This is a genomic window from Streptomyces sp. NBC_00322 (genome assembly GCF_036147535.1).
GTDB lineage: Bacteria > Actinomycetota > Actinomycetes > Streptomycetales > Streptomycetaceae > Streptomyces.
Map to the genome: position 1 here is coordinate 5,933,570 of NZ_CP108019.1, position 25,941 is coordinate 5,959,510.

General features: G+C 68.8%; 29 protein-coding genes. 16 read left to right on the forward strand and 13 right to left on the reverse strand.

What is annotated here, in order from left to right; all coding sequences use genetic code 11:
* Positions 1-39 precede the first annotated feature (39 nt).
* On the forward strand, positions 40-882 hold the full coding sequence (locus tag OG905_RS27085) for a hypothetical protein (protein ID WP_328677898.1): 843 nt from the start codon (positions 40-42) through the stop codon (positions 880-882).
* Here OG905_RS27085 and OG905_RS27090 read toward each other — a convergent pair.
* Together OG905_RS27090 and OG905_RS27095 are read right to left on the reverse strand one after the other, a co-directional pair.
* Positions 833-1,105 carry a DUF397 domain-containing protein gene (locus OG905_RS27090; protein WP_328677899.1) on the reverse strand — a complete coding sequence of 91 codons (273 nt, stop codon included), beginning with the start codon at positions 1,103-1,105 and terminating at the stop codon, positions 833-835. The two genes, OG905_RS27085 and OG905_RS27090, sit on opposite strands and share 50 nt — an antisense overlap.
* Positions 1,087-1,920, reverse strand: a complete 834-nt coding sequence (locus OG905_RS27095) for a helix-turn-helix domain-containing protein (protein ID WP_328677900.1) — start codon at positions 1,918-1,920, stop codon at positions 1,087-1,089. The genes OG905_RS27090 and OG905_RS27095 overlap by 19 nt, the downstream gene beginning before the upstream one ends.
* A 115-nt stretch (positions 1,921-2,035) precedes the next feature.
* On the opposite strand from OG905_RS27095, the gene OG905_RS27100 reads away from it, so the two are divergent.
* A complete protein-coding gene (locus OG905_RS27100) occupies positions 2,036-2,275 on the forward strand; it encodes a hypothetical protein (protein ID WP_328677901.1) in 240 nt (79 codons plus the stop codon).
* On the forward strand, positions 2,272-2,487 hold the full coding sequence (locus tag OG905_RS27105) for a hypothetical protein (RefSeq protein WP_328677902.1): 216 nt from the start codon (positions 2,272-2,274) through the stop codon (positions 2,485-2,487). The genes OG905_RS27100 and OG905_RS27105 overlap by 4 nt, the downstream gene beginning before the upstream one ends.
* A 26-nt stretch (positions 2,488-2,513) precedes the next feature.
* On the opposite strand, the gene OG905_RS27110 is transcribed toward OG905_RS27105, so the two are convergent.
* Positions 2,514-5,024, reverse strand: a complete 2,511-nt coding sequence (locus tag OG905_RS27110) for a SpoIIE family protein phosphatase (protein WP_328677903.1) — start codon at positions 5,022-5,024, stop codon at positions 2,514-2,516.
* A 173-nt stretch (positions 5,025-5,197) separates the two neighbouring features.
* Between OG905_RS27110 and OG905_RS27115 the strand changes: the two genes are divergently transcribed.
* From OG905_RS27115 to OG905_RS27140, 6 genes are all read left to right on the forward strand, one after another.
* A complete protein-coding gene (locus tag OG905_RS27115; RefSeq protein WP_328677904.1) occupies positions 5,198-5,467 on the forward strand; it encodes a DUF1905 domain-containing protein in 270 nt (89 codons plus the stop codon).
* Positions 5,468-5,512: 45 nt separating this feature from the next.
* Entirely contained in the window at positions 5,513-5,668 is a 156-nt protein-coding gene (locus OG905_RS27120; protein WP_328677905.1) for a hypothetical protein, read from the forward strand.
* Positions 5,665-6,411 carry a DNA repair protein RecO gene (gene recO / locus OG905_RS27125; RefSeq protein WP_324977518.1) on the forward strand — a complete coding sequence of 249 codons (747 nt, stop codon included), beginning with the start codon at positions 5,665-5,667 and terminating at the stop codon, positions 6,409-6,411. The genes OG905_RS27120 and recO overlap by 4 nt, the downstream gene beginning before the upstream one ends.
* A gap of 14 nt (positions 6,412-6,425) precedes the next feature.
* Positions 6,426-7,271: an isoprenyl transferase gene (locus tag OG905_RS27130; protein WP_328677906.1), complete on the forward strand. Its 846-nt coding sequence runs from the start codon at positions 6,426-6,428 to the stop codon at positions 7,269-7,271.
* 205 nt (positions 7,272-7,476) lie between these two features.
* A complete protein-coding gene (locus OG905_RS27135; RefSeq protein WP_328677907.1) occupies positions 7,477-8,415 on the forward strand; it encodes an ATP-binding protein in 939 nt (312 codons plus the stop codon).
* The gene (locus tag OG905_RS27140; protein ID WP_328677908.1) at positions 8,412-10,337 is read left to right on the forward strand and encodes a helix-turn-helix transcriptional regulator; all 1,926 of its coding nucleotides are present in this window, start codon (positions 8,412-8,414) and stop codon (positions 10,335-10,337) included. Before OG905_RS27135 ends, OG905_RS27140 begins: the two co-directional genes overlap by 4 nt.
* 148 nt (positions 10,338-10,485) lie before the next feature.
* On the opposite strand, the gene OG905_RS27145 is transcribed toward OG905_RS27140, so the two are convergent.
* Genes OG905_RS27145 through OG905_RS27160 form a run of 4 tightly spaced genes read right to left on the reverse strand, consistent with a single transcriptional unit; the run spans position 10,486 to position 12,342 of the window.
* Positions 10,486-10,881, reverse strand: a complete 396-nt coding sequence (locus tag OG905_RS27145; RefSeq protein WP_328677909.1) for a hypothetical protein — start codon at positions 10,879-10,881, stop codon at positions 10,486-10,488.
* Between the two features lie 22 nt (positions 10,882-10,903).
* Positions 10,904-11,287: a hypothetical protein gene (locus tag OG905_RS27150; RefSeq protein WP_328677910.1), complete on the reverse strand. Its 384-nt coding sequence runs from the start codon at positions 11,285-11,287 to the stop codon at positions 10,904-10,906.
* Between the two features lie 30 nt (positions 11,288-11,317).
* Positions 11,318-12,004: a hypothetical protein gene (locus OG905_RS27155; protein WP_328677911.1), complete on the reverse strand. Its 687-nt coding sequence runs from the start codon at positions 12,002-12,004 to the stop codon at positions 11,318-11,320.
* A 23-nt stretch (positions 12,005-12,027) separates the two neighbouring features.
* Positions 12,028-12,342 (reverse strand): hypothetical protein, encoded by a 315-nt coding sequence (locus OG905_RS27160; RefSeq protein ID WP_328677912.1) that lies wholly within the window; start codon positions 12,340-12,342, stop codon positions 12,028-12,030.
* Positions 12,343-12,876: 534 nt separating this feature from the next.
* Between OG905_RS27160 and OG905_RS27165 the strand changes: the two genes are divergently transcribed.
* Complete coding sequence (locus OG905_RS27165) at positions 12,877-14,499, forward strand: sigma-70 family RNA polymerase sigma factor (protein WP_328677913.1); 1,623 nt, start codon at positions 12,877-12,879, stop codon at positions 14,497-14,499.
* Positions 14,500-15,009: 510 nt separating this feature from the next.
* A complete protein-coding gene (locus tag OG905_RS27170; RefSeq protein ID WP_328677914.1) occupies positions 15,010-16,467 on the forward strand; it encodes a hypothetical protein in 1,458 nt (485 codons plus the stop codon).
* A gap of 3 nt (positions 16,468-16,470) precedes the next feature.
* Here the strand turns inward: OG905_RS27170 and OG905_RS27175 are convergent, their stop codons facing one another.
* Genes OG905_RS27175 through OG905_RS27190 form a run of 4 tightly spaced genes read right to left on the reverse strand, consistent with a single transcriptional unit; the run spans position 16,471 to position 19,616 of the window.
* Positions 16,471-16,908 carry a Fur family transcriptional regulator gene (locus tag OG905_RS27175; RefSeq protein WP_328677915.1) on the reverse strand — a complete coding sequence of 146 codons (438 nt, stop codon included), beginning with the start codon at positions 16,906-16,908 and terminating at the stop codon, positions 16,471-16,473.
* Positions 16,909-16,963: 55 nt separating this feature from the next.
* Complete coding sequence (locus OG905_RS27180) at positions 16,964-17,857, reverse strand: metal ABC transporter permease (protein ID WP_328677916.1); 894 nt, start codon at positions 17,855-17,857, stop codon at positions 16,964-16,966.
* A 2-nt stretch (positions 17,858-17,859) separates the two neighbouring features.
* Positions 17,860-18,618 (reverse strand): metal ABC transporter ATP-binding protein, encoded by a 759-nt coding sequence (locus tag OG905_RS27185; protein ID WP_328682641.1) that lies wholly within the window; start codon positions 18,616-18,618, stop codon positions 17,860-17,862.
* 26 nt (positions 18,619-18,644) lie between these two features.
* Positions 18,645-19,616: a metal ABC transporter substrate-binding protein gene (locus OG905_RS27190; RefSeq protein WP_328677917.1), complete on the reverse strand. Its 972-nt coding sequence runs from the start codon at positions 19,614-19,616 to the stop codon at positions 18,645-18,647.
* A gap of 200 nt (positions 19,617-19,816) precedes the next feature.
* Between OG905_RS27190 and OG905_RS27195 the strand changes: the two genes are divergently transcribed.
* Positions 19,817-21,199, forward strand: coding sequence for a glycine--tRNA ligase (locus tag OG905_RS27195; RefSeq protein ID WP_328677918.1), 1,383 nt, complete (start codon positions 19,817-19,819; stop codon positions 21,197-21,199).
* Positions 21,200-21,242: 43 nt separating this feature from the next.
* Here the strand turns inward: OG905_RS27195 and OG905_RS27200 are convergent, their stop codons facing one another.
* Positions 21,243-21,632 carry a hypothetical protein gene (locus OG905_RS27200; protein WP_328677919.1) on the reverse strand — a complete coding sequence of 130 codons (390 nt, stop codon included), beginning with the start codon at positions 21,630-21,632 and terminating at the stop codon, positions 21,243-21,245.
* A gap of 176 nt (positions 21,633-21,808) precedes the next feature.
* On the opposite strand from OG905_RS27200, the gene OG905_RS27205 reads away from it, so the two are divergent.
* From OG905_RS27205 to OG905_RS27220, 4 genes are all read left to right on the forward strand, one after another.
* Positions 21,809-23,020 (forward strand): sensor histidine kinase, encoded by a 1,212-nt coding sequence (locus tag OG905_RS27205; protein ID WP_328677920.1) that lies wholly within the window; start codon positions 21,809-21,811, stop codon positions 23,018-23,020.
* Positions 23,008-23,676, forward strand: a complete 669-nt coding sequence (locus OG905_RS27210) for a response regulator transcription factor (protein ID WP_328677921.1) — start codon at positions 23,008-23,010, stop codon at positions 23,674-23,676. Before OG905_RS27205 ends, OG905_RS27210 begins: the two co-directional genes overlap by 13 nt.
* Before the next feature lie 93 nt (positions 23,677-23,769).
* Positions 23,770-23,973, forward strand: coding sequence for a hypothetical protein (locus OG905_RS27215; protein ID WP_266476560.1), 204 nt, complete (start codon positions 23,770-23,772; stop codon positions 23,971-23,973).
* Between the two features lie 218 nt (positions 23,974-24,191).
* Positions 24,192-24,395 (forward strand): DUF6243 family protein, encoded by a 204-nt coding sequence (locus OG905_RS27220; protein WP_328677922.1) that lies wholly within the window; start codon positions 24,192-24,194, stop codon positions 24,393-24,395.
* Positions 24,396-24,456: 61 nt separating this feature from the next.
* Here OG905_RS27220 and OG905_RS27225 read toward each other — a convergent pair whose 3' ends face one another.
* Complete coding sequence (locus OG905_RS27225) at positions 24,457-25,896, reverse strand: MFS transporter (RefSeq protein WP_328677923.1); 1,440 nt, start codon at positions 25,894-25,896, stop codon at positions 24,457-24,459.
* Between the last annotated feature and the right edge of the window lie 45 nt (positions 25,897-25,941).

Genomic DNA, 25,941 nt, shown 5'->3' on the forward strand with positions numbered 1-25,941 from the left:
GGGAAGCAGGAGGATCTGCCCGGCGAAGGGGCCCCCGCCATGAACCCTGCCTCACGCACGGCACCCGGCGGCCGTCTCGCCGCCGCGCTGGAAAGCCCGATCGTCGGTCTGTCCCCGTGGATCGTCTTCTCGGTCCTCGTCGGCCCCGGCCGCTTCGGACTGGCGGTGGGCCTCGCCCTCGCCCTGGCGGTGGTGCTCTTCTGCGCGGGGCGGATGGTCTACCGCGGCACCTCGCTCAAGATCCTCGAAGTGGCGGGCGTCGTCTCCTTCGCCGTCCTGGCCACCGTCGGAGTCGCCGCGTCGCCCGGCACCTATCGATGGCTCGACACCTACGCGGGCGAGATCTCCAACCTCACGCTGGTGGTCATCGCCTTCGGCTCCATGGCCGTACGGGTGCCGTTCACGATGCAGTACGGACGCGAACGGGTCGGCCCCGAGTACTGGAAGTCGCCGGAGTTTCTCCACATCAACTATGTGATCACCGGCGTCTGGGGAACGGCCTTCCTCGTCGCGGCCCTCGCGGGCGGCTTCGGCGACCTCGTCCTGCACAACCCGGACAACCTCTGGACCACCTGGATCATCCAGATCGCGGCGATGGTCACCGCGATGAGCTTCACCGAGTGGTACCCCCAGGTCGTCCGCGCCCGCACCCGCGGAGCCGGGCCCCCAGCGCCGGTGCGCAACCTGCTGACCCCGCTGGCGGGCCTGATCATCCCGGTGGGCGTCGTGTCTCTGATCTTCGACGCTGCGGCGTCCTGGTTCAGCGTCGGGCTGATCCTCATCGGGGTGATCATGGCTCGCGCCATCAACAAGGACGTGGAGATGACGCCGTCTAGCGGCGAACACCCTCGACGAAAGCGGTCCAACTGGCGGCTCCGATGACGAGAACGGGGCCGGTGGGGTTCTTGCTGTCGCGGACGGGGACGACGCCGGGGATGTTGTCGAGGACTTCGACGCACGACTCTCCGCCGTCGCCGCCGCTGTGGGTGCTCTTGCGCCAGGCGGTGCCCGGGAAGTCGTGAGCCACTTCGACGCAGTCGCCGCCGTGCCCGTCGCTGTAGCTGCTCTTGCGCCACTGGGCGGTGCTCAGGTCGTACTCACGCATCGTCTGAAGTCCTCCGCCGCCGATTCGATCAGGGCCAGGGACGCCTCCGGCGACAGTGCGACGGCCCTGAGCAGATCGTAATGCGACTGCGTCCGCTTCACTACAGCCGGATCGTCCAGCAGATTCCCCGAAAGCACCCCCTCTGTATAGACAGTTGGAGGGGCGTCATCGAACTCCATAAGTGTCAGCATCTTGCCCATCGCCGGGTGCGGCCCGGCCGCGAACGGGAGCACCTGGACCAGCGCCTTGTGCTCGCGCACCATCGCCGCGAGGTGGTCCAGCTGCTGAGCCATTGCGTCTGGCCCACCAACCGGGATGCGCAGTGCTGTTTCGTGCAAGATCGCCCAATACACAGGCCGTGTAGCGTCTTTGAGGACCGGGGCGCGGTCCATGCGCGCCCTGACCATGTCCTCGATGTACTCCTCGGTGGCGAGCGGATTGCTCGCCACGTAGACCGCGCGCGCGTAATCGGCCGTCTGGAGGAGGCCTGGGACTACTGCCGGTGCGTAGTCGCAGATCTTCGTCGCCAGTCGCTCCAGCTCCGCCACATGCGCGAAGTAGTCCGCGTAGCGCTCCTCCTTGATCAGCTTGCGACACATTCGGCCGAAAAAGCCTCCGGTTTGCAGCGTCTCATCGATCCGCTGAGCCACATCCAATTGCGGCTTCCGAATGGCCTGTTCGAATTGGCCGATGTATCCGCCTGACACAAAAACGCTTGCCCCCAGGGCCGCCTGAGTGATTCCCGCCTCCTCCCGGAGCCGCTTCAACTCGGCGCCGAAGAACTCCCAAGCCGCCTGCCGTGAACCATTGGCCATGGATCAAACCCCTTGTTGCTGCTGCCCAGTTGTAGTGCGCGGCCCTCTGTTGAGCGTAGCTGCGAGCCCTCACAGTTGTAATGCGAAAGGTGACACCGGATCGGGAAGGGCAGTCATGGCGAGCAAGGAAAACCCGCGGCACTCGATGGAATGCGTCGAAGAGGCGGAGGAAGCGGTGAACAAATTACGGACGGCCCTGGAGCGTTCCGGCATCACCCTGCCGTCACTGCGCCTGGAGCCCGCTTCGTACGCACGGGAGGTGCCCTGTCCCCTGGTCGAATTGGGGCGCTGCACGATCGACGTGGTCCGCATGCTCACGGCAGTACTGCCGAAGGAAGGCGGCGCGGCACGGTGACCGGGCCCATCGGGACGTACGTCATCGACATGCGCACCGGCAGGGTGGGCCGGCTCATGGGGGAGGCGGGGCCGCGGCTGTTGCTGAGACCCCTCGGCGGGGGCCGGGAGTGGGAGTGCGAGCCGGACCAGGTGCGACCGGCGACCGCGGTGGAGCGGATCAGCGCGACAACGGCGTATGTGAACGCGCGCAGCCGGGGCGAGGTGACCTGAAGCGGCCGTCCGGTGCCCGCTTCCGCTCACCCGGCGGGGGGCGTCGGCGGCGAGGCGTGGGTGTACTTGGTGAGCAGCAGCGCGATGTCGTCCATGCGGTTCGGGGACTGGCGGGCATCCCGCAGGAGTGCGTCGGCCAGTTCGTCGAGGGAGCCCACAGCGGCATGGGCCAGCAAGGTCCGCAGCCGGTCCATGCCCACACCGATGTCGGACTCGCGTGTCTCGATCAGTCCGTCCGTGTAAAGCGCCAGAACCGAGCCGGGCACGAGACTCAGCTCCGATTCCGGGTAGTCGACGGCGCGCTCCACTCCGAGCAGCAGGCCGCCCGGCACATCCAGGATCTCGGTGTGCCCGTCGGGTCGGCGCAGGAGGGGCTGGCAGTGGCCCGCGCGCACCACGTGCGCGACTCCCGTGCCCGGGTCGAGGAGGACGTAGCAGCAGCTGGCGAGGAGCCCGGGGGCCAGGTCGAGGAGCAGCCGGTTGGTACTGGCGATCACATCGCTCGGTCGGTGGCCTGCCGAGGCGAAGGCTCGTACCGCGCTTCGCAGCTGGCCCATGGTGGCTGCGGCAGCGACGTTGTGGCCCTCGACGTCCCCGACGACCAGCACGACGCCGCGGTCCGTGGGGATCACGTCGTACCAGTCGCCGCCGATGTGCATCCCGCGCGTACCGGGCAGGTACCGGCCGGTGACGCGGACGCCCGGCAGTACGGGAAGTCGGTGCGGAAGCAGCGCGTTCTGCAGGCCCCGGGCGAGGGTGAATTCGGCGTCGTAAAGCCTGGCACGTTCCAGTGCCTGGGCGATCAGCCCGCTCAGCGCGGTGAGGAGGCTCCGTTCCTCGTCGGAGAACCGGTGGACCTCGTCGAAGCCCATGATGCAGGCACCCACGGGGCGGCTGGAGGCGATCAGGGGCAGGAACGCAAAGGAGCTGGACTCGGGCTGGAGCTCGGGATAGGACGCCCTGAACTCTTCTCGCGATTCGATGAACAGCGGCACCCCGGAGGTCAGCGCCCCGGTCACGGGCTCCTGGACGGCGTGATGCAGCGGCATGCCCTCGAACCGCTCCAGAAAGTTCTCACGGTAGCCACGCTGCGACAGCAGATATACGTGCCGCTCGTGCACCACGAGAATCGCCAGTCGATCACCGCCGACGGCGGGCAGGAGCTGGTCGGCGACGGCATCGCACACTTCGCGCGCGGTGACCGCCTCGGTCAGGGCGCTGCCCATCTGGAGGACGCGATAGACGGCGCCCAGGGGGGCCGACGCGGGCCGCGAGGAGGACGGGGCGGCCGCTCCTGCCTCCTCGGGCGGTGCTCCGGGCTCGGCCCCGGCCGGGACCGGTTGTCCGGCCGGCGCAGCCCAGCCGGTCATGCCCTGCGCATCCGGGCGGAGCGAGAATACGAGCCACTGGTCGGGGGATCGGACCAGGAAGGAGACGGGCTGCTGGGAGACCCTGGCGGCCCGGAAACGGTCTTCGTATGCGGGATCGGCCAGCCACGGCAGAACGTCCCAGGGGCTGCGGCCCACCAGATCCTCCCGACGTACGTGCAACAGCCGCACCAGGCTGTGGTTGGCGTAGGCCACACGCCCCTCGCGGTCGAGCGCGAAGAAGCCGTCAGCGAGCCGTTCGATCGCCGCGACGGCGGCCATACCGGCTCCGAGGTCAAGGACCCCGCCCACCAGGTGGGGCCGCGCCCCCCGGACGGAGTCGGGTTCAGGTACCCGGCCCCACAGCTCGATGGTGCGGTGACCGCCGCCCTTCTCCGGCACGCGCAGACTCTGGGCGAGGACGCGGCCCTCCTTGAGTGCGGCACGGGCGGCACCGCGGAAACCGGGACGGTCCGCGGGGTGCACCTGGGCCTCCAGGGTGGCCGCCTGTCCGTCGTACTCGTCCGGGGCGAGGCCGAAGACCGCGCACAAGGTGGCATCCGCTTCCAGGGCTCCGGTGTCGAGGTTCCAGTCGAACAGGCCTACCCGTACCGCAGAGGGGGAAGGTACCGGGACCTCCAGCGGACCGGTCTCCATGTCGTACCCGGCTTCGACGCCGCGCGCGTTCAGATGGGCGAGCGCTGCGCCGAGGCGGCCGGCCGCAGTACGCAACTGCCGTCGCTGCGCCTTGGACAGCCCTTGCCCTCCGGACCTGGCAGCCCAGACCGCGGCCATGGACCCGAAGGTCTCCTGCCCCGCCGTGACCGGTACGGAGGCGGAGCCGAAGGGGTAAGGCAACGCGACTGCGAGCTGAGGAAAACGCCGCATGGTGTCATCGGCGTCGACCAGATGGACCGTCCGCCTGGAGCGGAACGCCTCCGCCACGGGAATGGGACTGTTCACAGGAATCCGCCGCCAGCCGCCGAGCAGGGAAGGCGGCATCCCAGCCGCTGCGGCGAGTATCAGCGTCTGACGGTTGCGCGAGACCAGGAACACGCTCGCCGCATGGGCCCCGGTCACCTCGACGGCTTTGAGGACGGCTTCGGCCAGTGCGTCGTCACGCTCCGCCGTGCCGTCGGCGCTCGTAGTGCCGAAGGGATGCGTACTCAACCTGGTATCGCTGGACGACACGCTGGCCCCGATCGCTGCAATGGTGGCGTGGCCTGCACGTCAGGGGTGTCTGCCCAATTCTTCTATGGAATGGTTCCTTGCGAAACCTGACGGGACGCCGCACCGATCGGGAGGGGGCGATGAGTTTGCCCGCCTCGCGCCGTCCTACCTGCATGGACAAACAATTCAGCGCGACGCTGCAGAAGAGCCCCGAGAAGGGCGGCTGGACGTATCTGGTGTGGCCCGAGTCGGTCGAGTTCTTCGGCACCCGTGGCCTGGTCAAGGTCAGGGGGACGATCGACGGTCATCCGTTCCGGAGCTCGTTCATGGCGCTCGGGGACGGCACGCACAAGCTGCCGGTCAAGGCGGACGTGCGCAAGGCGATCGGGAAGGAGGCGGGGGACTCGGTGACGGTACGCCTTGAGGAGCGCGTGGAGGATTGACGATCCGCTGGCGGGTGGCCGTTGTCCGTACGGGACAATGGCTCCATGAGCCTGTTCCGTGATGACGGCGTCGTGCTGCGCACCCAGAAGCTGGGCGAGGCCGACCGCATCATGCTGTGCTCACCCGGGGGACGCTGTGCTTCATTGCGGCTGCGCCGCGGGCCGGCCCCCCGGCCGGACACCCGTGGGGGCGCGCGATGAGTCTTTTTCGTGATGACGGCGTCGTGCTGCGCACCCAGAAGCTGGGCGAGGCCGACCGCATCATCACTCTGCTCACGCGCGGGCACGGGCGTGTGCGGGCCGTCGCCCGCGGCGTGCGGCGGACCAAGTCCAAGTTCGGGGCGCGGCTGGAGCCCTTCTCGCATGTGGACGTGCAGTTCTTCGCCCGCGGCAGCGAACTTGTCGGCCGCGGGCTTCCCCTGTGCACCCAGAGTGAGACCATCGCCGCGTACGGTGGCGGCATCGTCACCGACTACGCCCGCTACACCGCGGGCACCGCGATGCTGGAGACCGCCGAGCGGTTCACCGACCACGAGGGCGAGCCGGCCGTCCAGCAGTACCTGCTCCTCGTCGGCGCCCTGCGCACCCTCGCCCGTGGCGAGCACGCGCCGCACCTCATCCTCGACGCGTTCCTGCTGCGCTCCCTCGCCGTCAACGGCTACGCGCCCAGCTTCGAGGACTGCGCGAAATGCGGCATGCACGGGCCGAACCGGTTCTTCTCCGTCGCCGCCGGCGGCGTCATATGCGGCGACTGCCGGGTGCCCGGCAGCGTCGTACCCTCTGCGGAGGCCATCGGTCTGCTCAGCGCGCTGCTGACCGGCGACTGGCCCACGGCGGACGCGTGCGAGGCGCGCCACGTCAGGGAGGGCAGCGGGCTGGTGTCCGCCTATCTGCACTGGCACTTGGAGCGCGGCCTGCGCTCGCTGAGGTACGTAGAGAAATAGGAGATGTGAGCCGCATGGCACGACGCGGAATCCTGGGCCGGTCCCGCCGCGAGTACAAGGTCCCCGAGCCGCACCCGTCCGGCGCGCGCCCGCCGAAGATCCCCGGCGAGCTGGTGCCACGCCATGTGGCGTGCGTCATGGACGGCAACGGCCGCTGGGCCAAGGAGCGCGGGCTGCCACGCACCGAGGGTCACAAGGTCGGCGAGGGCGTCGTCCTCGATGTGCTCAAGGGCTGCCTGGAGATGGGCGTCAAGAACCTCTCGCTGTACGCCTTCTCCACCGAGAACTGGAAGCGCTCGCCCGACGAGGTGCGCTTCCTGATGAACTTCAACCGGGACGTCATCCGGCGCCGGCGTGACGAGATGGACGAGCTGGGCATCCGTATCCGCTGGGTCGGCCGGATGCCGAAGATGTGGAAGTCCGTCGTCCAGGAGCTCCAGGTCGCGCAGGAGCAGACGAAGAACAACGACGCCATGACGCTGTACTTCTGCGTCAACTACGGCGGGCGCGCGGAGGTCGCGGACGCGGCGCAGGCGATCGCGCGGGACGTGGCGGCGGGGAAGCTCGACCCGTCGAAGGTCAACGAGAAGACCTTCGCGAAGTACCTCTACTACCCCGACATGCCGGACGTGGACCTGTTCCTGCGGCCGAGCGGCGAACAGCGGACGTCCAACTATCTGATCTGGCAGAGCAGTTACGCGGAGATGGTGTTCCAGGACGTGCTGTGGCCGGACTTCGACAGGCGGGACCTGTGGCGGGCGTGCCTGGAATACGCGCAGCGGGACCGTCGCTTCGGGGGCGCGATCCCGAACGAGGAGCTGGAGGCGATGCGCGGTCGGCCCGAGGGGCCGGCCGTCTGACCTGGGCCACGGGGGACCAGCTCCGCGACCCGGGTGAGGAATGCGCTGCTCCGGCGCAACCTGGACCGATGAACCGTCGTCTCGCATTTCGAACGACGGAAGTGGGCACCGGATGCGCAGCCAGCGAAGCGACGGGACAAACCGGGGTGAATCACCTGGTTCGGACCCGTTGGAGAGGCACTTATCGGCCTACGGGGAGTGGCCGGTGGTCGGGCGCGACGATGAGCTGGCCGCCCTGGATGCGGTGGCCGAAGAGGTCCTGTCGGAGCGGACGCGCGTGGTGCTGCTGGACGGGCACGCAGGCATCGGCAAGTCGGCTCTGCTGCACTTCTGGCTGGACCGGGCGCGGCAGTTCCGCGTTCTGCGGGTGCGCTGCCGGCAGCTGGAGCGGGACTTCGCCTTCGGTACGGTCCACCGGCTGTTGCAGCCCCTCATGGCAGCCGCCTCCGACAGCGATCGCCGGTCCCTGCTGGAAGGAGCCGGCGATACGGTGCTGCGCATCCTGGACCCCGGGAACAGCAGGAACGACGGGGAGCCCGGCGGGTTCTCAGATGCCACCGAGACGCTGCTGAGTCTGGACAACCTCGCCTTCCGCCTGTCCCGCCGACAGCCGTTGCTGTTGGCGATTGACGACCTGCAGTGGATCGATCCGCCGTCGCTGCGCTGGCTGGCGCGCCTGGTCCACCGGGCGGACGCGCATCCGATCCTCGTGGCCGCCACCACCCGCACCGGTGAGAAACCGGCTCCCGGCCATCTGTTCAACGATCTCGTCCACCCCTCGACGTGCCGCAGCGTCGTCCTGGAACCGCTGGGTGTCCACAGTGTGGAGAAGCTGGTGTCCGCGGTGTTCAGTGCGGACCGGCCGGACCCGTCCTTCTGCGCCGCCTGCCACACCGCTACGGATGGACACCCGCTCTTTCTGCGCGCGTTGCTGTGCGACGCACGGCGCAGCGGCGTACAGCCCACGAGGGACGACCGGGAGAAGATCAGGACATTCGGGCTGCATACGCTCAGTCGAGAGATCGGGCACCGGCTGGGCCACGGATCCGAGGACATGGCCGCGCTGGCGCGGGGGCTGGCGATCCTGGGCGACCACAAGCCGCCGGCCCTGCTGGCCGCGTACTGCGGCAAGGGGGAGCCGTGATCCGGTCCGCGGCGGCGGAGCTCCACTCCTCCGGTCTGCTGCGGGCGGGGGACGGACTGCGCTTCGTACATCCCGTGGTCCGGGAAGTCGTCCTGACGCAGTGGCCGCCCCAGGAGGTCGGTGAGGCGCACGCCCGGGCGGCTCATGTGCTGCATCTCAGCGGCCGCCCCGACGAGGAAGTGGCGGCGCACCTTCTGGCCGCCGGACCGGTGCCAGGGCAATGGGTCCTGACGGTCCTGCGCCGGGCCGCCGGAGAGGCGCTGCGCCGAGGCGCGGCCGAGGCGGCCGTGACCTACCTGCGTCACGCGGTGTACCAACCGGTTCAGCCGGGGGAACGCGCCCAGGTGCTCCTTCAGCTCGCCGTCGCCGCCAGCCACTACGACACCGGACTGGCGGTGTCGTACGGGACGGCCGCGCTTGAGGGCCTGACCGACGACTCCGCCCGCTCGGAGGCCGTCGGGGTACTGACGTACTCCCACCTCCTGTCACGAGGCAAGGCGTATGCGCCGGATCTGGACCACCTGACCGCAGAGTTGTCCGTGCGGGCAGACCCCGCCTCCTCCGACCGCGAGCCCCTGCTCCGCATGCACGCGCTGCGCTCGTGGCTGGAGTTCGAGCGCCCCTCCACCCGGGCCGAGGCGACCGCGTCCCGTGCCGTCCTCGACACCGAACTGGCCGGCAATACCCCTGGGGAACGGCAACTCCTCGCGATCCGCGCCTTCAACGCCTTGCGGGCGGCGCAACCGGCGCCCTACGTCGCCGAAATGGTGGACCGGACGTCTGTCAATCTGCCGACGTTCTCCCACGACCTCTTCCCCTTGCACTACTTCGTCGCCCAGGCCCTGCTGTATCTGGACGAGCTCGACAAGGCCGACGACCTGTGCAGTCATCTGCTCCGGGAGACCAGAGGGAGGGGTCTGGAGCTGCTGGCCTCGTCCCTGCTGGTCTACCGGGCCGGGATTTCGCTCCGCAGGGGCGACATCGGCAAGGCCGCAGCGGCGGCGCGGGCCGCGTCCGAGGGACACTCCGCCGCCGGCGAACGGCCGTACACGATGACGATGGACACCATCAGGATCGACACCCTCCTCGAACAGGGCGACCTGGAGGCCGCCGAGCACATCGCCGGCGCCTACTCCACCGCGGATCCGACTGACGTCTCCTGGGAGTGGCCACGGTTCCTGATGAGCCTGGCAGCACTGCGTACGGCGCGGGGGGATGTCCGTGCGGGTCTGTCGCTGCTCCGTGAGTGCGGTCACCACTTCGATGCGGCGGGCACGGTCAATCCGGTCATCTGCCCCTGGCGTTCCCGCGCTGCCGCTGCCCAACTCGCCCTGGGCCGCCACGACGAGGCGCGAGCCTTGATCAAGCAGGAGCTCGATCTCGCGCGGCGCTGCCGGATCCCGCGGGCTCTCGGAGTGGCGCTCCTCGCCGCCGGAAGTATGGCCCGAGGAGCGCGAGGGCTGGAACACCTGGCTGAGGCAGTGAGCCTGCTGGAGCGCACGCCGGCTCACCTCGAACTCGCCCGCGCTCTGCATGAGTACGGTCCCGCGCTGCTCCGGCGCGACGACAAGCACGGTGCCCGTACAGCCCTGCGGCGCGGGCTGGACATCGCGGTCAGGTGCGGAGCTTCCTCGCTCGCGGGGCGCCTGCAGAAGCGGCTGTACGACGCAGGCGGCCGAGTCGGCAGCCGGGGGGCGTACGGCTGCTCCCTGACGGCCGGCGAAGAACGCGTCACCGCTCTGGCCGCCCAGGGATACAGCAACAAGCAGATCGCCGAGCGCCTCTTCGTGTCGTTGAGGACAGTGGAGACCCACCTCACCGGGGCCTACCGCAAGCTCCGCATCACCGGCAGGTCCGAACTCGTCGCCGTGCTGGGTGACATCTCGTCCCGTGGCCCAAAAGACCCCCACGCCGAGGGGTGACTCCGACAGGCCAGTGAGCGGCCGGCGCATGAAGGGGCCCCCGTGCTCCGGTACTCGTGGAGAGCCCGGGGAGCGCGGGGGCCGACTGCGAAGACTTCCGGCGGCTATCGTTCGTGCTCGGTCGTTTCCGAGCCGCCGGACGGGAAGCTCAGCACTGCACGCGGAGGACGTGGCCGTTCGGCCAGACCCCTGTGAACGTGAAGCAGTGATTCGTGTTGGCGTCGTCGACGTAGAGGGGTACCGAGTGACTTCCCGTGAAGTTCACGGTGACGGTGACTCCGGTGGCTTCCGCCGGGAAGTACGCCTCCCAGCCGGTCCCGACGGGCTTGGCGTGGTGACAGTAGTTCTTGCTCTCTATGCCGTCCGGGCCCTTCCAGGTGTAGCAGGTGTCGATGAAGTACCCCGAGTCGTTCGCGAACCGGATGTAGTTGTCCGAGCTCGCGGAGGCCGGCGGCGCCGTCATCACCGCGCCGGCCAGAGCAACTCCGAGGGCGGCGGCACCATATGCCGCCGATCGTTTCATCTTTCGCAGCCCAGCGTTCATCTTCTCGCTCCCGTAGTCGGCTCTAGCAGTCCTTCTTGGCGATACTCGGGCCGAACGTGGTGCCCTTGAGTTCGTAGCAGTGGCTGCGATTCAGGTCGGTGATCTGCGGCGACACGTTGCCTCCGGCGACCTGTCCGGCCACGGTCACTTCGACCCTGACACCCGTCGCATCCTCCGGTATTTCCACCCGCCAGTCCGTATTGATGGGCTTGGCGTAGTCGCACGAGTCGGGGGTCGTCGAGGACTGCCACTTGTAGCAGGTGTCGACCACGAACCATCCGTTGTTCGTGAACCCGATGTAATGGCCCGATCCGGCCGAAGCCGGCGGCGCAGTACACACCGCGCCGGCCAGGGCGATGACGAAGCCGGTGGCACTCCATGCCACCGACCGCTTCACATTCCGCATGGGATTGACCTTTCTGCAGGACCCGCTGGATCAGCGGCCGTTCAGCAGGGTGCCACCGCACTGCACGACGTCGGTGCCCACCCGCATGGCGCCCTTGAGGGGAATCTCCAGGCGCAGTCCGGTGATTTTCGCGACGCCGAACTTGCCGCCCTGGATGGTCACATCGGAGATACTGCGCTCCATGTCGTAGCCCATCTTGAGCATCCCCTTTTCGCCTTTCTTCACGGTGATCCTGATGTCACCGCTCTTGGCTTCGGCGGTGCTCTCGTTGTACTGCGCAGTGGCGCCCACCTTCAGCACGTCTTTGAGGGTTACATCAACGCTGCCGCCTACGTTCCACCCCCAGGTGAAGGTGTGGGTTCCGCCGATCGTCTGGTTGATTTCCCCTTCGCCCTGGCCGCAGTTTTCGATAGGACCGGTGCCCGTGCCGGTATTTTCCACGTCGAACCACTTGGTCACCTGGGTCGGGCTGCTGACGGTGGTCGTCACGCACGACACGGATCGGTCCTTGCACTGGTCCAGGGCGGACCGGACCTCGGCCTGTGAGTCGACCTTGTACCCGTTGTCGTACTCGACAGAAGGAGTTCCCTCGTTCACCCAGTTGTCCGTGTGACCATTCACCTCGGGGAAGGGAGCCGCGGACGCTGTCGATACGGCTGATGCGACTCCGGTCGTGAGCGCACCGGCGACGAGAGCTGTTCGGAACATCGAGACCACTGTTCTTTCCTCCTGTCCTGCGTTCAGCAGCCGGTTTCGAGCAGCGTCGGATTGAGGGCGCTGCCGCTGATTTCGAAGCAGTGGTTCCGGTCGGTGTCGGTCACCACGGCGCTGGCTTTGGCGGTGTAGCCGGGCCAGATACTCAGGTCGATCATGGCTCCCGTCGCATCCGCCGGGAAATAAGCCTTCCAGGAAGTCCCGACCGGCCGTGCGTTGTTGCAGTAGTTCTTGTTCTCGGCGGCGCGCCAGTTGAAGCAGGTGTTCGCGACGAAGCCGGCGTTGTGCGTGATCTGGATGTAGTTGTCGGTTCCTGCGTGTGCAGCAGGTGCCAGCGCCACGATTGAGAGGCACGTAACCCCCAACGTGACCAGACCGAGTAGGCCTTTCCGGCCATTGTTCACGGTGCCACTCTTCTCTCTGTGTCATGGAGGATCTGTCTGTACTGCAGCAGCGACGAGCATTTCTTTCCGTGCCTGCTTTTCATGCCGAAGCTCGCGCCGCGTCTTCGCCACGTTAGGCAGGGCAGGGGCGTTGACGTAAAGCGATGTGATGGAAGTCTTCGGTTCGCCGGGGAAGGGGGCTGCGGGCGACCACGAGAGTCTGCGGAAGGAACCACAGGATCAGCGGGCCGGTTCCCCCACGAGACGATCCAGGATTCAACCGTGTACCAACCTCGTTGACGACGCCGACGGTGCCGGCCTGCCAGAACGCCTCGGCGATGGGAGGGAGCAGCATTACCCGAAGCGCTTCCGTCGATATTCGAACATCGGCCAGAATGCCGTTTCCAGCCAAGTGGAAGGCCTCGGTGACGCATGCCCGATGACCACGAGACATCCCCATCTGACTCCGAACTCACCGCAGCCATCAGAGAGTTGGAGTCAGACGCCCCGGTGGACGAGCTGTACCGCCGGCACCGGTCCGCCGTTCTCGCGTACGCACTCGCCTGCTGCCGCGATCGGTACACGGCCGAAGACCTCGCCTCGGAAGCCTTTGCCCGCACACTCCAAGCGGTACGGTCCGGCGGTGGTCCGCAGGCCGCCTGGCGCCCGTACCTCCTCACCATCGTCCGCCGCACCGCCGCCGACTGGGCGGGCTCAGCTCGCCGCACCGAACTGTCACCCGACTTCGAGCAGTGGCTCGCCAACGTGCCCGACACCCCCGAGGCGGACAGCGGCGAGGAGCGAATACTCCGCCTGGAGGAGAACAGCCTTGTCCTACGGGCGTTCCGCTCATTGCCCGAGCGCTGGCAGACCGTCCTGTGGCACACCGCCGTCGAGGAGGAACCGGCCACGAAGATCGGCCCCCTTCTCGGCATCGGCGCGAGCGGTGTCGGCTCGCTTGCGTCCCGCGCCCGGGAAGGGCTGCGCGAGGCCTACCTGACGGCGTACGGAGAGACTGCCTCCGGCGCCGACGAGTGCCGGCGCTACAGCTCCCTGCTCGGCGCGGCCGTGCGCCGCACCGGCCGCCGTACGAACAAGGACCTCGACCGGCACCTTGCAGAGTGCGAGCGCTGTCGCGGCGCGCTCATCGAACTCACCGACCTCAACGAGCGGCTGGGCTCGGCGCTGCCGGCCGGGGTGCTGCTGTGGGGAGGCTCGGCGTATCTGGCGGCGCGGCTGGCGGAAGCGGGTGCGGGTGCCGGTGGTATGGCCATCGCACCCGGCGCACCACACGATGCCGTCCCCCTGGACGGCGGAGCGGGGTGGTGGGCCAGGGCGAAGGACGCCCCGATGTCCTCGGGCGCGGTCGCCGGGTCCGTTGTCGCCGCCATCGGGATCGCAGTCCTGGTTGCGCCGATGCCTTTCGGCGACGGCGGGAAGGGATCGAAGAGCGCGCCGCACGCGCAGGTGGCGGCGCGGCCGCCCGTCACGGTTTCCGGACACCCGCCGCCCGTCACGCTCACCGCCACGCCCTCCCGCACGGCGCCCCAGGCCGGGCAATCCGCCGCAGCGTCAGCTCCCGCGTCCTCAGAGTCGGCGCGGCCGTCGCCCACCGGGGCCGACCTCGGGGCCGTCAAATGGTCGGGCAGCCTGCGCAACGCGGGAGTCACTGCCATGTGCATCGAGCCGGGCGGCACGAGTGTCGTCCAGAACACGTGTGACGACGGTAAGGACCAGGTCTGGGAGACCTTTTCGTTCAAGGAGAACAAGGACTACACCTGGCTGCGCAATGCCGCCACCGGCGAGTGCATCGACTACCGCGGGGGCACGCAGGAGGTATCTGACAACGCCGCCAACGTGCGGATCAGGATGGGACTCTGCCGCGAAGCCGGCGACGGACAGCTGTTCCGCTTCGACCCGTGGTGGGGTGAGAGCGACGGCAGCTACCTGGTGCGCGCCGAACTCGAAGACGGCAAGCCCTGGAACCAGATGCAACTCGGCATGCTGGACTGGTACGAAGGGAACGACCCGCCGCCTGAGAAGGACGCCCCCGTTGTGCTCACGTACAACTACTACAACGCCCCACGGCTCCGCTACCGCGTCGACGTCAAGTGACTGACTGACGGCCAGGGCCCGTGCGACGCCAGCCGGCCGCATGGGCCCATTGAGCAAAGCATTGGCAAAGTGGCGGGATGGTTTCCGCCGGGCGCAGTCCTCCTTGTGACCGTCTGTACATACGACACACCCCGGGGGACCCGATGGTCCGAAGCGTCCTCGCGTACCACCTCCACCAGCGGCTCCACCAGCGCTTCAGTGATGCGGAGATCGGACAGCTCGTACGACACTGCAGAACGGCAGGCTTTCGGACCGTCGGGGTGCGTCACTGGCCCGCCGTTGTCGCCTGTTTCCACACTTCCTCCGTCAGCGTCACCGAATTCACCTTCAGCTGACCCTCTTCGGAATTCATTGCCGGCTCCGGAGAACGTCGGCCGGTAGGCCGGTGACGCCATGAGGGCCTTCACCCATGGCTGCCACCGGACTTGAGTGGAAGGTTCCTCAATGCACGTGCTCTTGGGTTCGCGGCCACCAAAGCAACCTCAGTCCGATACCGCTCTCATTCATGCGGTGCGCGAAGGACGAGTCGAACTCTTTGGGCATCTCTATCGGCGCCACTACGCCGCCGTGCAGGCGTACGCCTCCCAGTGCATGCCGGTTCAACTGCGTGCACACGACGTGACATCCCAAGTCTTCGGGCATCTGCTGCAACGGATGGTGTCCGGGGCGGGCTTCGTCGGACAACGCTACCCGGGCTGCCTGCGCCTCCAGTTACTGGGCAACGTTCGCACTACGGCGATCGCGAGCTGGCATCAGGAGCGCGAAGCGCTGTCGCCGGACTTCCGGGCCTGGGTCGCGGCGGGAGGCCGGTGGCCCTGGGGAGAGGACGGCCAGCTGGCTCTTGCGTTCCAGCGCCTCCCGGCCACCGCGCAGCGTCTGCTGTGGCACTCGGTGGTGGACGGGGACGATCCCGTGTTGACGGCGCGCATCACGGGGCTCGCCCCCGATGCGGTGCCGGACCGGTGCGACCAAGCCAGAAGCGCGCTGCGCCGGGCCCGTACGGACCTGTATCTCGAGCGGCTGGGCCGTCAGGACTGCAAGGAGGTGATCAAGCGGCTGGCCCTGCGGCCCGAGGCGTCGCCGACCGAGGAGGTCACGGAACATCTCGGCGTCTGTCCGGCCTGCTTGAGTGTCTACAAGGACGTGTCCCGGCTCGACGGACAGCTGGAAGCGCAGCTGCCCGTACGACTGCTGGGGTGGTGGACCGGTCAGGACTACCTGCGTGCGAAGGCGGCCATCCCGGTGCCCCTGGACGATCCGCCGTTCTTGACCAGGCTGACGGAGCGAGCCCCGGTCGAAGCCCCTGCGCAGCGCCCGCGCATGCGCCGGGACCCGGCCGCCGCCCCCCGCCACCGGAGAGGAATGGAGACGGCGTCGACGCAGGTTCTTCGCCGTTCCCGGGCCGCCGTCGCCGTCAGCGGCTTCCTGGCCGGTGTTGCGATGACCATGGTCACGCTGTCCTCTTGCGATGACCAGAACGGGGACAAGGTGCACCCGCCGGCTGCCTCCGGGACCTCGCCCGCGCCGGGCGGTCGGCCGGCGCCGCACACGCCGACACCCTCTGCGTCCGCGGCCGAAAACCTCGTCCGTGCCGATGCGTACACGTCCCAGCGCGAGACAACTGCCGGCTCCGGCCCCGGCACCCGAGTCCTGGGAAGCTCCTCGTTCCTGCGATACGACCGTGTCGACTTCTCCGGCGAGGGGGACACGCTCGCCCACGCCAGGCTCGCGGGGCCGGCAGGCGGCGGCGCCTGGATCGAGCTCAGGCTCGATACCCTCACCCGGTCACCGCTGGCGCGGATCACTCCAACCACCGACGGTTCTGTGGACGACATCTCGGTGCCGATCATGCCCGTCGACGGCCCGCACCGTGTCTACGTCGTCGCGCACTGCCCGATGACCGCCGAGCAGTGCGTCGAACTCCATGCATTCGGTACCGCGCCATCGCTGCGTGCGGCACCGCAGTGACCGTCAGGCCTCCGGCTTCGCGCCCGCGCAATCCGCGCACGTGCCGAAGATTTCCACCGTGTGCGCCACGTTCACATACCCGTGCTGCGACGCCACCGTCTCCGCCCACTGCTCCACCGCCGGGCCCTCCACCTCCACCGCCTTGCCGCAGACGCGGCACACCAGGTGGTGGTGATGGTCGTCCGTCGAGCAGCGGCGGTAGACGGACTCGCCGTCGGACGTGCGCAGTACATCCACCTCGCCCGCGTCCGCGAGCGACTGAAGGGTCCGGTAGACCGTGGTCAGGCCGACCGAGTCGCCGCGGTGCTTGAGCATGTCGTGCAGGTCCTGCGCGCTGCGGAACTCGTCCACCTCGTCGAGCGCCGCCGCCACCGCGGCGCGCTGCCGGGTCGACCGGCCTCGCACTGGGGCCGTGTTCCCGCCGGTTGGCGCCGTCACCACAGCTGCCTCCTCGCTTCGCCCGCACATCCGTCGGGCCATTCTGCCAGTCCCGCGATCAGACCTTGACGTCGTCGTCGGCCTGCCGGGTGCCCGGCAGGTCCGCCGTGCATTCCGCCGCGTCCGCCTCCAGTGTGCGTGCACGCCGCCGCGCCAGCGGTGTCGCCAGCGCGGTCAGTGCCACGAAGACCCCGATGGCCATCAGTACGATCGTCGCTCCTGGCGGCACGTCCTGGTAGTAGGAGGTGGTGGTTCCGGCCAGAGTTACGGCGACTCCGATAGCCACGGCCACCGTGAACGTCGCCTTGAAGGAGCGGGAGATCTGCTGGGCCGCGGCCACCGGGACCACCATCAGGGCGCTGACCAGCAGCAGCCCCACGACCCGCATCGCCACGCTCACCGTGACCGCCGCGGTGACGGCGATCAGCAGATTCAGCCAGCGCACCGGGAGGCCGGTCACCCGCGCGAACTCCTCGTCCTGGCTGACGGCGAACAGCTGCCGCCGCAGCCCCAGCGAGACGAGCACCACGAACGCGGCGAGCAGCGAGATCGCGGTGAGGTCCGCGTCGGAGACCGTGGACAGCGAGCCGAACAGGAACGAGCTGAGATTCGCCGTGGAGCCGGTGTCCGAGAGGTTGATCAGCAGGACACCGCCCGCCATACCGCCGTAGAAGAGCATCGCCAGCGCGATGTCGCCGCGTGTGCGCCCGTACGCCCGGATCAGCTCCATCGTGACCGCGCCGACGACCGAGACGACCGTCGCCATCCAGATCGGGTTGGTCGACAGCAGGAAGCCGAGGCCGACACCGGTCATCGCGACATGGCCGATGCCGTCGCCCATCAGCGCCTGCCGGCGCTGCACCAGGTAGATGCCGATGGCGGGGGCGGTGATGCCGACCAGCAGGGCGGCGATGAGCGCCCGCTGCATGAAAGCTGTCTCGAGGATTTCCATGATCAGGTCAGCAGTCCCGTGCGGAGCGGCTCGTCGGCCGCGTGCGGATGTACGTGGTCATGCCCCGGCAGGGCGTGCTGGCCCACAGCCTTCGGCGGCGGCCCGTCGTGGACCACGCAGCCGTCGCGCAGCACCACCGCGCGGTCGATGAGCGGCTCCAGCGCGCCCAGCTCGTGCAGGACGAGCAGGACCGTCGTACCCGCGGCGACCTGCTCGCGCAGTGTCCCGGCGAGGATCTCCTGGCTGACCAGGTCCACGCCCGCCATCGGCTCGTCCATGATCAGCAGTTCGGGGTCGGAGGCGAGCGCGCGGGCGATCAGCACCCGCTGGTGCTGGCCGCCGGACAGTGCGCTCACGGAGTCCTTGGCGCGGTCGGTGAGGCCGACGAGCTCGATGGCGCGCTGCACGGCGGCCCGGTCGGCCTTCGACAGCAGGCCCAGCTTGCTGCGTGAGAGACGTCCCGAGGAGACGACCTCGCGCACGGTCGCGGGCACGCCGCTCGCGGCGGTGGTGCGCTGCGGTACGTAACCGATGCGCGCCCAGGAGCGAAAGGCGCGCAGCTGTGTGCCGAACAGGGCGATCTCGCCGTCGGTGAGCGGCACTTGGCCGATCAGGGACCGTACGGCCGTGGACTTGCCCGAGCCGTTGGCGCCGAGCAGGGCGACGACTTCACCGCGCCGGACGGTGAGGTCGATGCCACGCAGCACGGGCCGTGAGCCGAGCGTGGCCCTGGCCCCGCGGACGGATATGACGGGCTCCATCGCTCGCGCCTCCGATACGTCGTATGTCACTTTGCGCCGAGCGCCTTCTGCAGCGCGGCAAGGTTGGATTGCATCACTTCGATGTAGTCGCGGCCCTGGGACTTGTCCGTGATCCCCTCAAGCGGATCGAGGACGTCCGTCTTCAGACCGGTGTCCTTGGCCAGGGTCTTGGCGGTCCTGTCGCTGGCGAGCGTCTCGAAGAAGACCGTGGTGACCTTGTCCTTCTTCGCGATGGTCTGGAGCTCCTTGATACGGGCGGGGCTGGGCTCTGACTCCGGGTCGACGCCCGCGATGCCCTCCTGGTCCAGGCCGTACCGCTCGGCGAGGTAGCCGAAGGCGGAGTGGGTGGTGATGAAGGTCTTGGTGGCAGTGGTCTTCAGGCCCTGCTGGTACGCGGTGTTCAGCGCGTTCAGCTTGGTGACCAGCGCGTCGGTGTTCTTCTTGTAGTCCGCGGCGTGGTCCGGGTCGGCCTTCTCCAGGGACGTGCCGACGCCCTTGGCGACCTCGGCGTACTTCACCGGGTCGAGCCAGATGTGCGGGTCGGCGCCCGCCTCGCCCTCGTGCTCGTCGTGGCCCGCCCCCTCCTCGCCCCCGTGGCTGTGGCCGCCCTCGGTGCCGTGGTGCTCCAGCTTGGTGAGGGTGGCGGCGTCGACCTTGTTCTTCGCCTCGGACTGGGCGATGGCCTTGTCGACGGCGGGCTGGACGCCCTTGAGGTAGAGGATGCAGCCCGCTTCGTTCAGCTGGGCGGTCTGGCGGGGCCCCAGCTCCAGGTCGTGCGGCTCGGCGCCCGGCTTGGTGAGGCTGGAGACGGTGACGTGGTCTTTGCCGATCTGCTGGGCCAGGTACTGCATGGGGTAGAACGACGCCACCACCTTGAGTTTGCCGTCGCTGCTCCTGCCGTCGGCGGCGCTGGAGGTGGAGCAGGCGGAGAGGGTCACGAGGCCCAGGACGACGGCTCCGGCGGCAGCGGTGGCGGGTATGAGGCGGCGTACGTTCATGACAGTCATTTTCAACAAACTTGGAAACGATTGTCAACAAAGCTTCTGGGGCTCCCCTGCCCCGAACCGATTTGATCCGGGGGGTGCGGCCGCCGGTAACCTGAAGCATTCGCCCGCCCGTCTCCCGACCACCACCCCTCACCGAGGCGCTTCGCGCCGCACCTGTTAATTCCCGTCGTCGTCGTAATGAAGAGAGCACCGTGGCCGCCGACAAGATCGACACCATCGTCAACCTGAGCAAGCGCCGTGGCTTTGTCTACCCGAGCAGCGAGATCTACGGCGGTCAGCGTGCCGCCTGGGACTACGGGCCGCTGGGTGTCGAGCTGAAGGAGAACCTCAAGCGCCAGTGGTGGCGCTACATGGTCACCTCGCGCGAGGACGTCGTCGGTATCGACTCGTCGGTGATCCTTGCCACCGAGGTCTGGGAGGCCTCCGGCCACGTCGCCACCTTCACCGACCCGCTCACCGAGTGCACCTCCTGTCACAAGCGGTTCCGCGCGGACCACCTGGAGGAGGCGTACGAGGAGAAGCACGGCCACGCCCCCGCGAACGGCCTCGCCGACCTCAACTGCCCCAACTGCGGCAACAAGGGCACCTTCACCGAGCCCAAGCAGTTCTCCGGCCTGCTCGCCACGCACCTCGGCCCGACCCAGGACTCCGGCTCCGTCGCCTATCTGCGCCCCGAGACCGCGCAGGGCATCTTCACCAACTTCGCGCAGGTGCAGCAGACTTCGCGCAGGAAGCCGCCGTTCGGCATCGCCCAGATGGGCAAGTCCTTCCGCAACGAGATCACTCCTGGCAACTTCATCTTCCGCACCCGCGAGTTCGAGCAGATGGAGATGGAGTTCTTCGTCAAGCCGGGCGAGGACGAGAAGTGGCAGGAATACTGGATGGAGCAGCGCTGGAACTGGTACACGGGCCTTGGTCTCCGTGAGGAGAACATGCGCTGGTACGAGCACCCGGCCGAGAAGCTCTCCCACTACTCCAAGCGCACCGCCGACATCGAGTACCGCTTCCAGTTCGGCGGCAGCGAGTGGGGCGAGCTCGAGGGCGTCGCCAACCGCACTGACTTCGACCTCTCCGCGCACTCCAAGGCGTCGGGCCACGACCTGTCGTACTTCGACCAGGAAGCCGGCGAGCGCTACACCCCGTACGTCATCGAGCCCGCCGCCGGTGTCGGCCGCTCCATGCTCGCCTTCCTCCTCGACGCGTACAACGAGGACGAGGCGCCCAACGCCAAGGGCGTGATGGAGAAGCGCGCCGTGATGCGCCTCGACCCGCGCCTCGCGCCCGTCAAGGTCGCCGTGCTGCCGCTGTCGCGCAACCCGCAGCTGTCCCCGAAGGCCAAGGGCCTCGCGGCCGACCTGCGCAAGCACTGGAACATCGAGTTCGACGACGCGGGCGCCATCGGCCGCCGCTACCGCCGCCAGGACGAGATCGGTACGCCGTTCTGCGTCACCGTCGACTTCGACACCCTCGACGACAACGCGGTGACCGTGCGCGAGCGCGACACCATGCAGCAGGAACGCGTCTCCCTGGACCAGATCCAGCAGTACCTGGGCAGCCGTCTGCTCGGCTGCTGATCGGGCCCTACACGCCACGCAGTACGACGAGGAGCCTCCGGTGTCACAGGCACCGGGGGCTCCGGCGTACCGCGAGCACCCCGCACAGTGCCGCGAGCGGCAGCTCCGCGCAGAGGGCCATTGCCATGGCCGCCGCCTGCTCGGCGCCCGGTGCGGAAGTGAGCAGATCGACGCAGGCGTCGGCCGCCAGCAGCAGCGCGGCCCCGGCCGCCGCCGCACGATGGCCGCCCCCGCCCCGTACCAGCCGGGTGCCCGCCGTCAGCAGACAGACGGCCTCCAGGGTGTCGAGAGCCACCCACGCCGCGGCCTGTCCGGGCGGCAGCGTGCCGGCGAGATACCCCATCCAGGGCAGCAGTGCGAGCCCGGCGCCGGTGAGCAGCCTGCCCTGCCACATGTGCGTCGGGGCAGGGGAGTTGAAGGTGAGGAGGGCCATGGAGTGTGTCCTTCACGGGTCACGGAACCCGGCTTTCGGGCTCGTGATCAACACTCCTGTCGCGGACCGTCACAGTCAGTAACACAGGTTTCCGGCCTGGGGTGGTGCCAGTTGCACCCCCGATACGGCAAGGGAGTTCATGGCGGCCGCGCCAACCCGCCGCATACGGTTGGATCATGACCATCCCGCCCCGGCTGCGCCGCACGCTCACACGGCTGCGGCGCGACCTCCTCTTCATCGCAACCGGGGTGCCGCTGCACCTCCTCACGGCACCGCTGTTCCTGTGGACCGTGACGCTGATCGTCAAGACCGTGGCAGGGACGTCCAGCTCGGCCCCGGCAGTCCTGCCCATCCCCCTGGCCCTCGTCGCCGTCGCCGGATTCGGCCTCACCGAGGCCCACCGGTGGCGCTACCGGGAGCTGTGCGGAGTGGAACTGTCCAGACTGCGTCGGGCCGTTCCGGGACGGCAGTTCGCCTACAACTGGCTTGTGGCCCCCTGCCTCGGCGTCCTCGAACTGCTCGTTCTCGTACTCCTGCTGGCGGGGACAGCGGCAAGCACGGTCTACGCGTGGATCATGCTGGTGTCGGTCGACTGGCGCTCCACCCACCAGGGCTACACCACCCAGGCCGCCTATGTGATGGCCGCGGGCCTCCTCGCGCTCGTCGCCGTTCCGCGGCTGGCCGGAGGGCTCGTACGGCTGGAGAACCGCATCGCCCCCGCCCTCCTCAGGGACAGCCGCGGCGAGGCACTGAAACGGCGCGTCGAAGACCTCACCGAAAGCCGCGCGGGGGCCGTGGACGCCGCCGACGCCGAGCGCCGCCGTATCGAACGCGACCTCCACGACGGCGCTCAGCAGCGCCTCGTGTCCCTCGCCCTCAACCTGGGGATCGCCAAGGTCACCCTCAAAGACCTGCCGCCCGAGGTGCGGCAGGTCATCGACGACGCACACCGCGAGGCCAAGGAATCGATCGAAGAACTCAACAACCTGGTACGCGGCCTGCATCCGGCCGTCCTCGACGAACTCGGCCTGGACGCCGCCCTGCCGGGACTTGCCGCCCGGGCACCGCTGCCCGTACGACTGCGGGCCGACCTGCCGGAGCGCGCCGCACCCGCCGTCGAAGCCGTCGCCTACTTCGTGGTCTCCGAAGCCCTCACCAATATCGCCAAGCACGCCCGGGCCACCAGGGCGGACGTGAGCGTCTCCCGGCTGGGAGAGATACTGCGGGTGGTCGTCGCCGACGACGGTGTGGGCGGCGCAGACTCCTCCCGCGGCACCGGCCTCACCGGACTCACCCAGCGGGTGGGCTCCGTCGACGGGACCTTCCGGATGAGCAGCCCCACCGGGGGCCCGACCGTCATGACCGTGGAGCTGCCGTGCGCGCTGTGATCGCCGAGGACTCGATTCTGCTCAGGATCGGCGTCGTCAAGATCCTCGAAATGGCCGGATTCGAGGTCGCCGCCGAAGTCGGCGACGCGGAGGGCCTGTTGGCCGCGGTCGCCGAACACCGCCCGGAACTCGCCGTCGTCGACGTCCGGATGCCGCCCGGCTTCACCGACGAAGGCGTACGGGCCGCGCTGCGGATCCGGGAACAGTGGCCGGACACTTCCGTACTGATGCTGTCGCAGTATGTCGAGGAGCGGTACGCGGCCGAGCTCATCGCCGCCAACACCAGCGGCATCGGATATCTCCTCAAACAACGTGTAGCGGACGTCGAGGAGTTCATCGACACGCTGCGCCGCGTCGCCGACGGAGGAACCGCCCTGGACCCGCAGGTCGTCGCCCAGCTTCTCGTGCGGCAGCGCAACAATCCGCTGGAGCGGCTCACCGAGCGGGAGCGGGACGTCCTGGCCCTCATGGCGGAGGGCCGGTCCAATGCCGGAATAGCCGGACGCCTCGTCGTCAGCGAGAGCGCCGTCGCCAAACACATCAACAGCATCCTGGCCAAACTCGACCTGCCGCGCGCCGATGCCGACCACCGCAGGGTGCTGGCGGTGCTGAGATTTCTGGAGGGCGGCGCCCGGCTTCCGAAGGGTGACGCCTGAGCCCGCGGTGAAGCCTGAGCAACAGAGCGGGAAGAATCTGCTGTTGATGTTGTTCGTGCTGCACACTGGGCGCAATCGTCACCAGGAGGACCGATGCCGTCCATGACCACAAGCAAGGTCAGCAGATGGGATCAGCACGGCCGTGAACACGTCGTGCACGTAGCGAAGTCGGGCATGCAGCGCACGCTGACCTGCGACACCTGCGGCTGGCGCAAGGGGGCACAGTTCCTGCCGTGGCTCAAGGCCGAGGAACACCTCGCCGAGGCGCACCAGGCGACGGTCGACCCGAGCGCCTGAGACCGGAGGCCGTCCGGCGGTCATGCCCCCGGCTCCGGATCCGCGACGCCCTCCATGGCGGCTGTCACGCCGGAAATTGTGGGCCCCACCCCTCCCGGCGCGGTACCGTCGCCTGCATGTACGCGTATCTCCCGATCTACGAGTGAGAGGGCGGCGGTCCACCCCCGCCCCCGTCTGACGATTCCCCAGTCACTTCTCACCACCAATGGGAGACCCCCATGGCCAAGAGCCGTAACAACCTCCTCGGCGTCGGCGGACAGCGAAAGAAGCTGTCCCGGGCCGACCAGCAGGGCAACGGTCCGGCGCGCAACGCCGACCGCAAGACCGCCGCCGAACAGAAGCAGGAGCTGGTGCGCAAGATGCGTGAGCGCGCCCAGGGCAGCAGCGGCGACGCGGAGGCGCCGCAGGACGAGCAGGCCTGATCACAGCCGTGGGCCCGGACCGCATGACGCGGTCCGGGCCCACGGGCGTGTACGGCCTCCCTCAGCTCACCGTGCGCGGCAGCCGCAGGCTCAGCAGCGCCGTCAGCGCGATCATCCCCAGCTGCACCAGCAGCGTGACGGTCAGCGCCTGACGCATCCCGCCCGAGCCGACCAGCGACAGGAACAGCGAGCCCAGGGTGGCCACGCCCAGTGCCAGGGCAGACTGCTGCGTCGTCACCATCACGCCGCTGCCCACTCCTGCCCGCTCCGCCGGTATTTCGGAGAGCACGATCCGGAAGATCACCGGCAGTTGGAGCCCCTGGCCGAACCCGGCCAGTGCGACGCCCGGCATCAGTTCCAGGAAGCCCAGGTCCGGCCAGTCGCGCCGGACGGTCAGTACCAGGAGCGCGATGCCCACGGCCTGGAGCACCGAGCCCGCCGTCACGATCCGGGTTCCGTACCGCACGACCAGCCGCGGACCGGCCAGCGAAGCCCCGAAGAAGGCCACCGCCATCGGCACCAGCGCCAGGCCGGAGGCGACCGCCCCCATTCCCAGGCCCTGCTGCAGCGCCACCGCGATCACGAACATGAAGCCGCCGAAGCCGATCGAGAACGGCAGCACCAGCGCGAGACCGCGTCGCAGCGAGAGCAGCCCGAACAGGCTCGGCGGCACCAGCGGCGTGCGCCCCTGCCGGTCGGCTTGCCGCTCCACCCGGTAGAAGGCGACCGCGGCGAGCGGGAACACCGCCAGCGCCACCCACGTCCACAGCGGCCAGCCCGCCGCACGCCCCTCGGTCAGCGGCGCCAGCAGCGTCAGCAGGGCGACGGCCAGCAGCAGCGTGCCGGGCACGTCGACGGGCGCGGGGTGCGCGGAGCGCGTATGGGGGACCGAGCGGGCCGCGAGCACCAGGCCGATCAGCACCACCGGCACGTTCACCAGAAAGACCGCCCGCCAGCCGCTGCTTGCGATGTCGGCTGCGACGAGCACGCCGCCCAGGATCTGCCCGGCGACCATGGAAAGGCCCGCGGTCGCTCCGTACAGGCTCATCGCCCGGGCCCTGCGCGGTCCGGCCGTCGCCGACTGGATGGTGGCGAGCACCTGGGGCAGCATCAGCGCGGCCGCGGCGCCCTGGGCCACCCTCGCGCCCACCAGCGTCCAGGCGTCCGGGGCGAGTCCGCAGGCCAGCGAGGTCAGTCCGAAGGCCGTCATGCCCACCAGGAAGAGCCGGCGGCGGCCGAGCATGTCCCCGAGGCGTCCGCCGAGGACGAGCAGCACGGCGTACGAGAGCCCGTAACCGGCGATCACCAGCTCGAGCAGTGCGGGGCCCGCGGCGAGATCGTGGTCGATGGTGGGCAGGGCGACATTGACGATGAAGAAGTCGATCAGCGGAAGTGCCGCGCCGAGCAGCAGGGTGAACAGGCCGAGCGGGCCGAGGGCCGGTTCGTTCGAGGTGCCGGTGGCGCGGACGGGGGTTGGGGGAAGGACACGGGTCTCACTCACGGCCTCGACGATCCTCGCCCGCACAGCCTGGTACCAGAGTCTCTT